Consider the following 14175-nt stretch of genomic DNA (forward strand, 5'->3'; position numbering starts at 1 on the left):
CGGTTTATTTAAGCCGAGAAAGAAGATCCACAACCGCAAGTTGTAGTTGCATTTGGATTCTTAATCACAAACTGTGAACCATTGATATCTTCTTTGTAATCAATTTCTGCTCCAACCAAGTATTGGAAGCTCATTGAATCCACCAATAAAGTAACGCCGTTCTTTTCAAAAAGAGTGTCATCTTCGTTCACAGCATCATCAAATGTGAAACCATATTGAAATCCTGAACAACCACCACCTTGAACGAATACTCGGAGTTTCAACTCTGGATTACCTTCTTCCGCAATCAAGTCAGCTACTTTTGCAGCAGCGCTATCCGTAAACACTAACGGAGTTGGTGGCTCAGCCAAGTCTTCTGCGGGTTTTGTCGCTAATTCAGTCATGATTTACTCCTAATTCAAAAAGCAATGTCTTATTTTAGGCTTTTAATGTCCAGTTTGCTGAAGGGTCATTATGGAGAGACGGCTATCTGGGTAAGGCCTGTCGTTTCTGGCAAGCCAAACATCAGATTCATGCACTGCACACCTTGACCAGAGGCGCCCTTAACCAAGTTGTCTTCTACAACCAAAATAACTAAAGTATCGCCTCCACCAGGCCGATGAATTGCTATGCGAATGCCATTACTACCACGTACAGAACGCGTCTCTGGGTGGCTGCCTGCTGGCATCACATCGACAAATGGCTCATCCTTATAGAAATTCTCATACAGTTTTTGGTAATCGACATCTTTGCCAGCATCAGTCAAACGCACATACAAGGTAGAGTGAATGCCTCTAATCATGGGTGTTAAATGTGGCACAAATGTCAAACCAATCTGATCGTGCCCAGCAATAGCCTTTAAACCCTGCACAATCTCTGGCAAATGGCGATGGCCCTTCACTCCATACGCCTTGAAGTTATCACTTGCTTCAGAAAGTAGTGTGCCAATTTCTGCTTTACGTCCAGCACCAGAGGTACCAGACTTCGAATCAGAAATAATGTGCGTACCATCGATTAAATGCTTGCCTCCAGTCGAGCTTGGCGATAGCAACGGGGCAAGACCAAGCTGGACTGATGTTGGATAACAACCAGCCAAACCAACAACACGCGCTTTCTTAATTGCTTCACGATTAATCTCTGGCAAACCATAAACTGCTTCAGCCAAAATATCTGGGCAGCTATGCTCCATGCCATACCACTTAGTAAACTCTTGGATGTCCTTCAAACGAAAATCTGCCGCCAAATCTAATATCTTCACATTATTGGCAAGCAACTCTTTGGCTTGAGCCATAGCAACACCGTGTGGAGTCGCAAAGAAAACAACATCACATTCATTTAATTTAGCTTCATCCGGCGTTGTAAATTTGAGAGCGACACGACCACGCAAAGAAGGAAACATCTCCGCCACTGGCATACCAGCCTCTGTACGAGAGGTGATTGCAGTAAGCTCAACTTCAGGATGTTGCGCTAATAAGCGCAACAACTCCACTCCGGTGTAACCAGTCCCGCCAACAATACCCACTTTGATCATGCTTTTCTCCAAATTACTGCGCAACCATTAATCTACTTAAGAGAGATTAATACATCATTCTTACAATTTCCTTCATTGTAGAAACAAAAAGGGCCGCTTGCGCGACCCTTTCGATAAAACTAAAGCGACTGAAAGAATTAGCGCTTGCTGAACTGCTTACGACGACGCGCGCCGTGCAGACCAACTTTTTTACGCTCAACTTCACGAGCATCACGAGTTACCAAACCTGCTTTAGACAGTGTTGGCTTCAAAGCGTTGTCGTAGTCAATCAATGCACGAGTAACACCGTGACGAACTGCGCCAGCTTGACCAGTTTCACCGCCACCAGAAACGTTTACTTTGATATCAAAGGTCGTTAAGTGGGCTGTGAGAGCCAAAGGCTGACGAGCGATCATGCGTGATGTTTCACGAGCAAAATAAGCGTCGATAGGCTTACCATTAACAATGATGTCACCTTTGCCAGATTTAATAAATACGCGCGCAATAGAACTCTTGCGGCGACCTGTACCGTAATTCCAATTTCCGTAATTAATAGCCATTTGGTTTCCTTAAATCTCTAACGCTTTTGGCTGTTGAGCCGCATGCGGATGATTGGCATCGCCATAGACTTTTAATTTCTTGATCATGGCATAGCCTAGTGGGCCTTTTGGCAACATACCTTTCACAGCCTTCTCCAAAGCACGACCTGGAAAACGGTCTTGCATCTTGTCGAAATTTGTTGAGCTAATACCACCTGGGTATCCGCTGTGACGGTAATAAATCTTGTTCAAGCCTTTTGTGCCTGTAACACGTAGCTTAGAAGAGTTGATAACAACAATAAAGTCGCCAGTATCAACGTGTGGGGTGTATTCAGGCTTGTGCTTGCCGCGTAGACGGAGTGCCACTTCACTGGCGACACGACCGAGGACTTTGTCCGTAGCGTCAATCACGAACCATTCATGCACTACCTCATGGGATTTTGCAGAAAAAGTTTTCATGATTTCTCAAATTGTTATGGTCAAAAAAATTACTCCAACCAAATTACGTCCACCTTGGCCCTGCTTATGTTTGCAAGCTCGCAGATTCTGCAATTTAACTGGTACAACAAATTACCGCTGACCGGCTCGGTAACTCAGTAAAGCCTTGAATTGTAACCTAAAAAAAACCCAGGAACGAGTCCTGGGTTGGAATCCACCTATGTTTGGGTGGAGGAGACACTGGGAGGTAAGTCGCAGTCTTATACAAGACTGACTACCAATATGGTTATTCTACACAAGGAATATGGTGCAACGCAAGAATATTGACCAAAATCAATTTTTGTCCAATTTTTAGTTGTTTTTTTCAACAAACCTTTACCTATAAATATTGGTAAACTATTGATAATATTGATTAATTTAGTAAGTTAGGGGTCACTACTATGGATTGTCGAGTAACTTGGTTGGGTAATAGTGGCATGGCTTTTTCAGCCGAAACTGGCAGTGGTCACCTCGTCAATATGGACGGCGCACCTGAAGCTGGTGGCAGAAACCTAGCCCCAAGACCTATGGAGCTCCTTTTGGCAGGCGCTGGCGGCTGTTCAGCATTTGATGTGGTTTTAATCCTACAAAGGTCTCGTCAGGCCATTATCGGTTGCGAAGTAGCCCTAAAAGCAGAACGAGCCACTGAGGACCCCAAAGTCTTCACCAAGATCAATTTGCACTTTACGGTCAAAGGAAAAGATCTTGACCAAGCCAAAGTAGAACGCGCCGTCAAACTATCACATGAAAAGTATTGTTCAGCCACCACTATGTTGGCAAAGACCGCCGAACTCACTTACAGCATCGAAATTGTTTCAGAATAAGTGCAGAGTCAATCGATAAGCCGGATTCTGTCGCCTAGATTTTCATCCAGGGGCAATCATTCCTCTAGGCCGGCAGTTACCTGACGGCTCAAGCTCCCTACCCGCAGACTCAGCGGGACGCCTCGTCGCCTGCTTACTTGGGATTGCTCCAGGTGGAGGTTACCGCGTTTCACCGTAACTAAATACGCTCGTCTCTGTGGCCCTATTCCTCACGTCGCCGTGGATGGCCGTTAGCCATCACCCTTCCCTATGGAGTCCGGACTTTCCTCCCCCTCAATCAAGAGGCGGCGATTGCCCAATTGACTCTGCGCCTGCAGTCTAACGCAGTCAGAGCAATTTAGCTAAGAAAGTAATGAAGTTTGGTTTTTAAACGAGTGACCATGCAATCGCTTCACCAGCACGGAGCGGAACTATGGTGGCATCACCCAATGGCAATTCTGCTGGAATGCTTTGCGTTTCTTTAACGAGAGTAATTTTTTTACTATTGCGTGGCAAAGAGTAAAAATCAGGACCAAAGAAACTTGCAAAGCCTTCTAATTTATCCAACTTACCAACACTTTCAAATGCTTCGGCATATAAACCCAATGCATTAAATGCGCTATAGCAACCCGCGCAACCGCAAGCAGCTTCTTTAGCGCCCTTAGCATGTGGAGCGCTATCAGTTCCCAAGAAGAAACGGGGATTGGCGCTAGTAGCCGCCTCCAACAAGGCCACCCTATGCTCTTCACGCTTAAGCACTGGCAAACAATAGTTGTGAGGGCGAATGCCGCCAGCAAAAATTGCATTGCGATTCATTAACAAATGCTGAGGGGTAATAGTTGCAGCAATGGTATTTTTTCCACTTGTCACAGCATCGCGCACATAGTGGGCTGCCTGCTTCGTGGTGATGTGCTCAAACACAATTTTGAGTTCAGGAAATCTTTTACGTAAAGGCTCTAATACCGTATCAATAAATACAGCCTCACGATCAAAAATATCAATCTCAGAACTTGTAACTTCTCCGTGTACCAAAAGTGGCATACCAACATCTTGCATCGCCTCCAGGGCTGCGTGGCAATGTTTGAGATCACTCACTCCTGCATCGCTATTGGTAGTTGCACCTGCAGGGTAAAGTTTGAATGCGGCAATACCTTCTGCTTTAGCCTTACGAACCTCATCTGCAGATGTATTGTCAGTGAGGTACAAGGTCATTAAAGGTGTGAAGCCACTAATACCCAATGTCTTCAAATTACTCTGGATGCGCGCTTGGTATGCTTTGGCTAAATCTACAGTCGTTACCGGAGGCTTGAGATTGGGCATGATGATAGCGCGTGCAAATTGACGCGCAGTATCGGCCAAAACATCTTTCATGACTTCGCCGTCACGAATATGTAAATGCCAGTCGTCTGGCTGAATTAATTCAATTTGAGTAGATTTATTGGCCATATTATTTATCAAGCAAGATGATGCGGAAATCATTCACATTCGTAAGTGTAGGGCCAGTTTCCACTAAAGCGCCTAGTTCAGCGAAGAATCCATAACAATCATGCGCCGCCAAAAATTTCTTAGGCGCCAATCCAGCAGAAAGACTTTCATCGCGTACATTGCTATCAAACCAAGCGCCAGCATTCTTTTCGCTACCATCAATGCCATCCGTATCTGCTGCTAAAGCGGCAATATTTGATAGATCAGAGCTTGCAGCAAACAAAGAGAGTAAATATTCACTACAACGACCGCCACGCCCCTTAATGCCTGCCGCAATAGTTACAGTACATTCGCCGCCAGAGATAAAGGCTAGCGGCTTATCAATCCCCTTCGCCACATAATCACGCACTAGAGAAGCTTGCTCAACACCCACCTCTTGCGCCTCACCCGTAATCGTATCGCCCAAAATAATGGGCTCATAACCATGAGTACGAACATAATCCGCAGCAGCTTCTAAACTTTTATAGGCTGTGGCAATCACATGATTAACTACTTGAGCATTAACCAAATCGGCGTCTTTTAGAGTCTCTGGTTTTTCACCCACTAGCCCTTGCTTGAGATGATTCAAGACCGATGCTGGAATTGCAGACTCATTCAAATCATATTTTTGCAAAATATTGAGAGCATCTAGATAAGTTGAATAGTCTGCAGCACAAGGTCCGCTCGCAATATCTGCAGGTGAATCACCTGTGACATCGGAGATTAATAAAGCCTCTACTCTCGCACCGCGAGCAATAGCAACTCTAGCTAAATTGCCGCCCAAAATTGCAGATAAATGTTTACGCACTACATTCATTTCTTCAATAGGAGCACCACTTCGCAGAAGTGCCTCTGTTGTCTTGCGCATGTCATCAATAGAAATACCTTCTTGGGGCAAAGTCAAAAGGCTTGAGCCTCCACCAGACACCAAAGCAATTAATACATCACCTTGTTCTAACTGACTCGTTAACGCTAAAACCTCTTTAGCCCCATCCATACCTAACTGATCAGGTACAGGGTGGCCGGCCTCCACTATTTTGATATGTGTGGTTGACGAGTTATGACCATAACGCGTAAGGACAACACCCTCTAGAACTGTGCTTGGCCAATTACTCTTTGCGTAAGCTTCTAAGGCACTAGCCATCGATGCACTAGCCTTACCAGCACCTACAACTAAACACCTACCTTGAGGTTCTTGTCCTTTTGGAAATATCTGTGCCAAATATTGCGGGACAATGATTTGTGGATCAGCAACCGCCACGGCTGCAGCAAAGGCATTTTTTAATATTGCTTCTTTACTGCTAGCAAGAGAAATAGAAGAGGTGCTTTGGATCATCAAGCTATTCTAATCAAGTGTAGAGCGCTCTTGCATTTGCCACATTTCAGCATACTTACCTTTAACCGCCAGTAATTCTTCATGAGTACCTCGCTCGACAATCTGCCCGTGATCCATCACTAAAATTTGATCCGCATGAATGATTGTTGAAAGTCGATGTGCAATGATGAGTGTCGTACGATTTTTAGCCAGTCCGAGTAATTCTTCTTGAAAGGCACGCTCAGTTTTAGAGTCTAAAGCGGAAGTTGCTTCATCAAAAATAAGCATTGCAGGTTTTTTGAGGAGTGTTCTCGCAATTGCCACCCGTTGCTTTTCACCCCCCGACAATTTAAGCCCCCTCTCTCCCACTTGGGTATCGTAACCCTCAGGCAAACGCTTGATAAAACCATCAATTTGGGCTGCTCTTGCCGCTTCTTGAACTTCCCCAATTGTTGCTGATGGATCCCCATAGGCAATGTTATAACCAATCGTGTCATTAAATAGGACCGTATCCTGCGGGACGATGCCAATCGCCTTACGCAAACTGGCTTGCGTAACATCCTTGATATTTTGACCATCAATCAAAATTTCACCGGACTGAACATCGTAAAAACGAAACAACAGTCTAGCCAAAGTACTCTTACCCGCTCCGCTTTGGCCCACGACTGCTGTAATAGTTCCGGCAGGGATATTAAAACTCACATTACGCAGAATTTCACGCTTGGCATCATATTGAAATGACACATGCTCGAAGAGTACGTCTGGGCCATGGCCATGATTATCGACTTGCAACGCTTTTGCATCTGGAGAGTCGGCAATCTCTTTCTCAGTATTGAGTAAAGAAAACATCCGATCCATATCAGTCAACGATTGTTTAATTTCTCGATAAATCACTCCAAGAAAATTCAATGGAATATAAAGCTGAATCATCAGAGTGTTTACTAAAACCAAATCACCCAAAGTCATCGTTCCATCAACTACACCTATCGTTGCACGCCACAAAATCAGCATTAAACCAACTGCGATAATGATTTGTTGACCAAGATTTAAAAATGCTAGTGTTTTTTGTGACTTAACTGCGGCCGCTTGATAACGCAGTAAATTCTCATCGTAGCGATTAGCTTCAAATGTCTCATTACCAAAATACTTTACAGTCTCAAAGTTTAATAAAGAATCAATGGCCTTTTGGTTAGCCTTTGAATCCATATCATTCATCGTGCGGCGGTAATGTGTACGCCACTCTGTAACTACAATAGTAAAAATAATATAGAGAACTAAAGCCACTAGCGTTATAGCGGCAAACCAAATGTCATAGGAATATGCAAAATAGCCTAAGACCAAACAAAACTCGATAAGCGTTGGCAGAATGCTGTAAAGAGAATATGAAATGAGTGATTGAATACCGCGGGTACCGCGCTCAATATCACGACTCACGCCACCCGTTTGACGAGCCAAGTGAAAACTCAGTGCCAGCGAATGTAAATGCTCAAAGACTTGAAGCGCTACTTTACGAACAGCATTCTGAGTCACCTTGGCGAATAAGGCCTCACGCAATTCTGTAAATAAGGAGGCAGATATTCTGAGGAATCCATATGCAAGAATAATGCCCAATGGAACCGCAAGAAGCGCCTGTGGAGAATTTGGTTGGATGTCCAAAGAGTCAATCAACTCTTTCATCACAATCGGAATTCCGAGATTAGCTACCTTAGCAAAAATCAAACAACTTAAAGCAATAATTACTCGGAATCGATACTCTAAGAGGTAAGGTAGGAGATCGCGAATAACGCGCCAGTCACCTCTTTGGGGTGTTTTTGAATCTACTCTACTATGATGATGTCCCGATGAATGTCTCATCGTTCTATCTTATCCCTAATTTGCAATTTGACTCTGCTCAGCTTGCAGAAAATAACTTCAGTATTGCCTCGCCATTACTAGGGGAAAAGCATTTCTTTGCGGCCTTTTTAAATGGCAGCCACTCATAAGCCACATGCTCTCTAGGAGCCAACTGAATTGAAATCTGATCAGGCACTCGCAATGAAAACCAGTGTTCAATATTTCTGGTTACCCCTGGTGCATATCGAAAACGCCATTCAGGATAAATTTCATATTCGATCTGGTGATGCATGTTTTGCAATGCATCTGCTGGTAATTGCGCTACGTTGATACCAGTCTCCTCAAAAACCTCACGACTAGCAGCCAGGGACAAATCTTCATCGGGGGCATCAAGACTGCCAGTCACAGATTGCCAAAAGCCAGCACGATCAGCTCTCTCGATCAATAAAACATCCCCATTCGGTTTGTAGATAACTACTAAAACCGAAATAGGGATTTTCAAGATAAATACTACTTAAAGCGTTTTAAGCAGTGGGTGTAGCTTGACGCAAGCGAATGTGCAATTCACGCAACTGACGCTCATCTACGGGGCTAGGGGCTTGAGTTAGCAAGCATTGCGCACGTTGTGTTTTCGGGAAAGCAATCACATCGCGTATTGATTCTGCGCCTGTCATCATAGTCACAATGCGGTCCAAACCAAAGGCAATACCGCCATGTGGAGGAGCTCCATACTGTAATGCGTCCAATAAGAATCCAAATTTAGCCTTTGCCTCTTCTGCATTAATCTTCAATGCACGGAATACTTGGCTTTGTACCGCTTCTTGGTGAATACGCACTGAACCGCCACCAATCTCACTGCCGTTCAGCACCATGTCATATGCTTTAGCCAAGCACTTACCTGGATCAGATTCCAAGTACTGCATGTGCTCATCTTTAGGACTAGTGAACGGATGATGGCAAGCAACCCAACGCGCTTCACCCTCATCGTAATCAAACATTGGAAAGTCCACTACCCACAATGGCTTCCAACCTTCGGTAAAGAGACCATGCTCTTTACCCCAAGCAGATTGACCAATACGTAAACGTAAATTACCAATAGCATCGTTTACTACTTTTTCTTTGTCGGCACCGAAGAAAATAATGTCGCCATCTTTCGCACCAGTACGCTTCAAAATGCCTTCGATAGCGGCATCATGCAAATTTTTCACAATCGGCGATTGCAAACCATTGCGACCTTCAGCAACAGAATTTACCTTAATCCACGCTAAACCTTTGGCACCATAAATGCTTACAAATTGGGTGTAGTCATCGATTTCGCTACGGCTAATTTCAGCACCACCAGGAACGCACAGGCCCACTACACGACCACCAACTTGATTAGCTGCGCCAGAGAAAACTTTGAAATCAACGTCTTTCATCAAGTCAGTCAATTCAGTAAATTCAAAGTTCACGCGTAAATCTGGCTTATCAGAACCAAAACGTGCCATACCCTCAGAGTACGGCATGGTTGGGAATGGATTTGGCAATTCCACGTTCATGGTCTTCTTGAAAATATGACGAATCATGTTCTCAAATAAATCACGAATTTCTAACTCACTTAAAAAAGCAGTCTCACAGTCAATCTGGGTAAATTCAGGCTGACGATCAGCGCGCAAATCTTCATCGCGGAAACATTTTGTAATTTGATAGTAACGATCAAAGCCGGCAACCATCAACAATTGCTTAAACAATTGTGGAGATTGTGGCAAAGCAAAGAACTGTCCATCATGTACACGTGATGGCACTAAATAATCGCGTGCACCTTCTGGTGTGCTCTTGGTAAGCATCGGCGTTTCGATATCAATAAAACCAGCATCATCTAAATAACGACGGCACTCCATCGCTACGTTGTAACGCAAGCGTAAATTCTTTTGCATTTGTGGACGACGCAAATCTAATACGCGATGAGTAAGTCGCGTTGTCTCTGACAAATTCTCGTCATCAATTTGAAATGGTGGAGTTACTGAGGCATTCAAAATGACTAAGCTATGACAAAGAATTTCTACCTTGCCACTAACCAAATCCGTATTTTCAGTGCCCGCTGGACGCGCACGAACTAGGCCTTTGATCTGAATGCAGTACTCGCTACGAACTTGCTCTGCTAGCGCAAACATTTCTGGACGGTCAGGATCACAAACCACTTGAACAAAACCCTCGCGGTCACGCAAGTCAATAAAGATCACGCCTCCATGGTCACGGCGACGATTCACCCAACCAGAAAGGGTGACTTCTTGACCAATCAGTGAATCGGTTACCTGTCCACAGGTATGACTTCGCATCGACATAAAATTTCCTATAAATCAAAAATGGTGTGGTAACTGTGATGCAGCTAAACCACTAGAACTATTGGGAGGAACGGAGCCCATTGAAACAATATGTTTCAGAGCCTCTTCAACACTCATCTCTAATTCAATCGTTTGTGCACGAGGTACTATCATGAAAAAACCAGAGGTGGGATTTGGGGTTGTTGGCAAAAATACGTTTACGTAATCTTCACCCAATTTAGAGCTCACTTCTTTTGCTGGTGTACCAGTTTGAAATGCAATCACCCAAGAATCTGCATGGGGATAACGAATTAATAGCGCCTTACTAAAAGCCTGACCACTGCCAGAAAATAAAGTAGATGAAACTTGTTGAACGCTTGAGTAAATGGATCGCACAATCGGAATGCGATTAATCTGCTTATTCCACATCCGAATCCACCACTGACCGGCAAAGCTAATCGCCAACAAACCAGTAGCCATAATCACGGCGATCACAATCAAAATACCAACGCCAGGCAATTCGCGGAAACGCTGTAGATCTTGCGCTGCATCCTGAGGAAGAACCAAAATGATGGCATGCATCACCGAACCGAATACACCGTCGAGCAAACCTAGGCCCCATGCAATCACCCAAATGGTGATCGATAATGGTGCCCATACGAGGATGCCAGCGATAAAGTATTTTTTCATTTGTTTTGCCTAACCCGCTATTTTAACGGGTAAGCAGCCATTCAGCGAGAGACTATTAATTCACTAAGCTGATGAGCAGAATTCCAGCCAAAAACCCACCAGCAAAGAGTAAAGCCCCCGCCAACAGACGATGAGTGCGCCTTTCCTGCAGCAAAAGAGCCTTTAAAACCTCTAATTCACCATTTTGGTCTTTGATTTGATGTCTGCTTTGGGCCAAACTATCGGCAATGAGGCGTGGCAATGTAGGCAGAATTTTGGCCCAAGTAGGCGCCTCCTCCTTTAAGCCATCTAAAAGTCCGCGCCAACCCAATTGCTTGCTGACCCATTTTTCCAAAATAGGCTTAGCGGTTTTCCAAAGATCTAGATCAGGATCAAGCTGACGAGCTAAACCTTCTACATTTAAAAGGGTCTTCTGCAATAAAGTGAGTTGAGGCTGAATTTCCACCTTAAAGCGTCGTGATGTTTGGAATAAACGCATCAAGACGATACCCAAGGAAATTTCTTTTAATGGGCGATCAAAATACGGCTCACAAACTGAACGCACTGCACCCTCTAACTCTTCAACACGGGTATTTGCTGGAACCCAACCCGACTCAATATGTAATTCAGCTACACGCCGATAATCACGATTAAAAAACGCCAAAAAGTTCAAGGCTAAATAATTTTTATCCGACTCGCTTAAAGCACCAACAATTCCAAAATCAAGTGAAATAAATCGGCCAAATGTTCCCGGCTCCAAGCTAATCATAATATTTCCAGGATGCATATCCGCATGGAAAAATCCGTATTCAAACACTTGGGTGAAGAAAATTTCTACGCCATCTGAGGCTAGCTTTTTAAAGTCAACACCAGCCTCGCGTAATTCAGCAGTTTTGCCAATCGAGATGCCATACATTCTCTCCATGACAATTACATTAGTGTGGCAAAGATCCCAATACATCTCAGGAATCATCAATTTCTCGGAATCTACAAACTGTCTACGTAGCTGGCTGGCATTAGCAGCTTCTCGCATCAGATCAAGCTCATCATGCAAGTAAGTATCAAACTCTGCAACATTCTCACGAGGCTTTAATCGACGGCCATCCTCAGAACTTTTTTCTATGACTTTTGCCAAGTCATACATCAACGCCAAATCCCCTTCAATCACTGGCAAAATGCCAGGACGCAAGACTTTAATGGCTACTGCACGACCTTCCCACTCAGGGTGTTTATCTGTTCCACGTAGCACCCCAAAATGCACCTGTGCAACAGATGCGCTCGCTACAGGAGTGGCATCAAAACTTATAAATACAGATTCAATTGGCTGACCTAAATCTTCCTCGATCAAGCGACGAGATTCTTCATTAGAAAAAGGTGGCACCTGATCTTGTAGTTTTGCCAATTCATTAGCGATATCTTCAGGCAATAAATCACGACGAGTTGAAAGGACCTGACCAAACTTCACAAAAATCGGACCAAGAGCTTCAAGTGTTAAGCGAATACGTTCGCCTCTAGGTAGGTGACTGCCTGGCGAGATCCAACAAAGAACTGTCAAAAATCCACGACGAAGTCCGGGCTTCAAAAGGTCGCGCAAAAGTGGCAGTAAACCATAGCGCCATGCGGTAAAGAAAATGAAAAAGAGACGAGCAATGCGACGCACGATTACTTAGCCTTTTGTTCTAAAAGTTGAATACGTTTTTCCATGCGATCAACGGATTCGCGTAATTTGCTTAATTCAGATTTGTGCACCATGAAGTCACGCTTATTTAACAGCACTTTCTTTTCTTCGCTAACGTACTCAACCACATTGTCCAACAAATCAGCAGCAGCCGAACGAGTGGCAGAAGCAAATTTTTTTCCCTGTCTTACAGCGAAGTTTGCAGGTGCATCGCCCACCAGGCGAGCCAAATCTTCCTCATACTCCCAGCGTAGCTGTCCCGCTAGACGACCCAATAGCTGTGCCAAATCTGCATCACCAGTGATTTTGACGGCTTTAAAAGCTTGCTCCCGTAAAGAGCCAGAGCTACCAGCTAGGCCACTCAATGCGCTAGTAGATACCTCTAAGGTCAGCGATGGGGAATCAATCTCTTTCAAGCTAGCTAATAAACCGTCGGGTTTTATCTCAAAGCAAAGGTTACCCAAAGGTAGCTGCAACAAAATTGTTTTACCTGAATGGCGAGCCAATTCAGCGGCTGCCCATGGTTCGCTACTTAAAACATGATTTATTCCCTGGCAAGCAGCCCCAGAGGCAATCGAATGGGTGGTTGAAAATTGTTTGTTCATAAGTGTAAAAAACCCGCACTAGTGCGGGTTTTCCTACGGAAAGTACCTCAAGCTTAAACCAACTGAGAGATGCCCGCTAGTACCCAGCCACCAGGACCCTCTACAGGCTTGCTTAAATTCCAGATTTCAGAGAAATCGGTTGCAGCCGCACCTGGTTGCTCGCGAATCATTCCACTGAACTGAACGCTACAGAAATAATGCGCATCTGCTGTCTCAATACCCAAGAGTTGAGCATTAATTGTGACAACATCAGTTTGATTACTCCCATCAGTTCGACCCGCTAAATCTTGTTGAATCGTATTAAACATTTCAGGGGTAGTAAATTCACGCAAAGAAGGAAGATCTCCTTGATCCCAGGCCTTTTGTAAAGTCACAAAATATTGCTTTGCATTCTCTAAAAAAGTTCTTTGATCAAAACCAGGGGGTAAGGTTGATTGAAATGGTTCAGGCTCAACACTCACCCCGCCAAATGCACTGGCAGCAGGCGTAAAAGCAGGCTCTTGTCTCGGCATCTCAATCGTATTGCGCTGCATACCTTTAGATGGAACATTGGAGCCATATCCAGCGCCCGACATTGCTGGCAACAATCTACGAATCACAAACATAATTGCAAAACCTACTAGCATCGCAATTAGCAAACCTGTAATCAAAGATGAAGCAGCCTCACCCAAGCCAAAATGGGATAAGAGATAGCCAATGCCTAAACCAGCAGCTAAGCCACCCAAAATACCGCCCATACCTCCAAAACGACTAGGCGCAGGAGCTTGAGGTGCCGGGGCTGGGGCAGAGGGCTGCGCCTGTTGGGAAGGCTTTTGTACTGGAGCAGCTTGACGCTGTATGGGAGCACTTGGCGCACGCCCAATACTTTTGCCACCACCCAAACGTGCGGCCTCAACATAACCAACAGATGTGAATATCAAAATAAAGCTTAAGAGAATTGCTTTAAAAAAATGTTTGTTCATTTTTATGTACCCCTTCAAATAACTTCTGTGCTTCATTA

14 protein-coding genes and 1 other RNA gene are annotated in these 14175 nt (G+C 44.4%); 1 reads left to right on the forward strand and 14 read right to left on the reverse strand.

Annotated elements, in window-relative coordinates:
- Nucleotides 1-8: 8 nt before the first annotated feature.
- The 4 genes from erpA to rplM all read right to left on the reverse strand — a co-directional run bounded on the left by erpA (nucleotide 9) and on the right by rplM (nucleotide 2487).
- A complete protein-coding gene (gene erpA, locus FD973_RS10020) occupies nucleotides 9-383 on the reverse strand; it encodes an iron-sulfur cluster insertion protein ErpA (protein ID WP_215323421.1) in 375 nt (124 codons plus the stop codon).
- A gap of 68 nt (nucleotides 384-451) precedes the next feature.
- The gene (gene argC / locus FD973_RS10025) at nucleotides 452-1510 is read right to left on the reverse strand and encodes an N-acetyl-gamma-glutamyl-phosphate reductase (RefSeq protein ID WP_215323424.1); all 1059 of its coding nucleotides are present in this window, start codon (nucleotides 1508-1510) and stop codon (nucleotides 452-454) included.
- A gap of 137 nt (nucleotides 1511-1647) precedes the next feature.
- The gene (gene rpsI / locus FD973_RS10030) at nucleotides 1648-2049 is read right to left on the reverse strand and encodes a 30S ribosomal protein S9 (protein ID WP_215323426.1); all 402 of its coding nucleotides are present in this window, start codon (nucleotides 2047-2049) and stop codon (nucleotides 1648-1650) included.
- A 9-nt stretch (nucleotides 2050-2058) separates the two neighbouring features.
- Complete coding sequence (rplM, locus tag FD973_RS10035; protein WP_011903721.1) at nucleotides 2059-2487, reverse strand: 50S ribosomal protein L13; 429 nt, start codon at nucleotides 2485-2487, stop codon at nucleotides 2059-2061.
- Between the two features lie 419 nt (nucleotides 2488-2906).
- Here rplM and FD973_RS10040 point away from each other — a divergent pair, with 419 nt between their 5' ends.
- On the forward strand, nucleotides 2907-3329 hold the full coding sequence (locus tag FD973_RS10040; RefSeq protein ID WP_215323428.1) for an OsmC family protein: 423 nt from the start codon (nucleotides 2907-2909) through the stop codon (nucleotides 3327-3329).
- On the opposite strand, the gene rnpB is transcribed toward FD973_RS10040, so the two are convergent.
- The 10 genes from rnpB to FD973_RS10090 all read right to left on the reverse strand — a co-directional run bounded on the left by rnpB (nucleotide 3330) and on the right by FD973_RS10090 (nucleotide 14137).
- Nucleotides 3330-3636: RNase P RNA component class A (gene rnpB, locus FD973_RS10045), an RNA gene on the reverse strand.
- Nucleotides 3637-3695: 59 nt separating this feature from the next.
- On the reverse strand, nucleotides 3696-4754 hold the full coding sequence (gene pyrC / locus FD973_RS10050) for a dihydroorotase (protein ID WP_215323430.1): 1059 nt from the start codon (nucleotides 4752-4754) through the stop codon (nucleotides 3696-3698).
- Between the two features lies 1 nt (nucleotide 4755).
- Complete coding sequence (locus FD973_RS10055) at nucleotides 4756-6108, reverse strand: glycerate kinase (RefSeq protein ID WP_215323432.1); 1353 nt, start codon at nucleotides 6106-6108, stop codon at nucleotides 4756-4758.
- A gap of 9 nt (nucleotides 6109-6117) precedes the next feature.
- Nucleotides 6118-7941: an ABC transporter ATP-binding protein/permease gene (locus tag FD973_RS10060; protein ID WP_215323434.1), complete on the reverse strand. Its 1824-nt coding sequence runs from the start codon at nucleotides 7939-7941 to the stop codon at nucleotides 6118-6120.
- Between the two features lie 37 nt (nucleotides 7942-7978).
- Nucleotides 7979-8422, reverse strand: coding sequence for a dihydroneopterin triphosphate diphosphatase (nudB, locus tag FD973_RS10065; protein ID WP_215323436.1), 444 nt, complete (start codon nucleotides 8420-8422; stop codon nucleotides 7979-7981).
- Nucleotides 8423-8444: 22 nt separating this feature from the next.
- Entirely contained in the window at nucleotides 8445-10244 is a 1800-nt protein-coding gene (gene aspS, locus FD973_RS10070) for an aspartate--tRNA ligase (protein WP_215323437.1), read from the reverse strand.
- 15 nt (nucleotides 10245-10259) lie between these two features.
- Complete coding sequence (locus tag FD973_RS10075; RefSeq protein ID WP_215323440.1) at nucleotides 10260-10913, reverse strand: DUF502 domain-containing protein; 654 nt, start codon at nucleotides 10911-10913, stop codon at nucleotides 10260-10262.
- A 55-nt stretch (nucleotides 10914-10968) separates the two neighbouring features.
- Nucleotides 10969-12552: a ubiquinone biosynthesis regulatory protein kinase UbiB gene (ubiB, locus tag FD973_RS10080; RefSeq protein WP_215323443.1), complete on the reverse strand. Its 1584-nt coding sequence runs from the start codon at nucleotides 12550-12552 to the stop codon at nucleotides 10969-10971.
- A 2-nt stretch (nucleotides 12553-12554) separates the two neighbouring features.
- The gene (locus FD973_RS10085) at nucleotides 12555-13175 is read right to left on the reverse strand and encodes an SCP2 domain-containing protein (protein WP_215323445.1); all 621 of its coding nucleotides are present in this window, start codon (nucleotides 13173-13175) and stop codon (nucleotides 12555-12557) included.
- Between the two features lie 53 nt (nucleotides 13176-13228).
- Nucleotides 13229-14137 carry a Tim44 domain-containing protein gene (locus FD973_RS10090; protein ID WP_215323446.1) on the reverse strand — a complete coding sequence of 303 codons (909 nt, stop codon included), beginning with the start codon at nucleotides 14135-14137 and terminating at the stop codon, nucleotides 13229-13231.
- Nucleotides 14138-14175 lie beyond the last annotated feature (38 nt).

Source organism: Polynucleobacter sp. MWH-Braz-FAM2G (genome assembly GCF_018687635.1).
GTDB lineage: Bacteria > Pseudomonadota > Gammaproteobacteria > Burkholderiales > Burkholderiaceae > Polynucleobacter.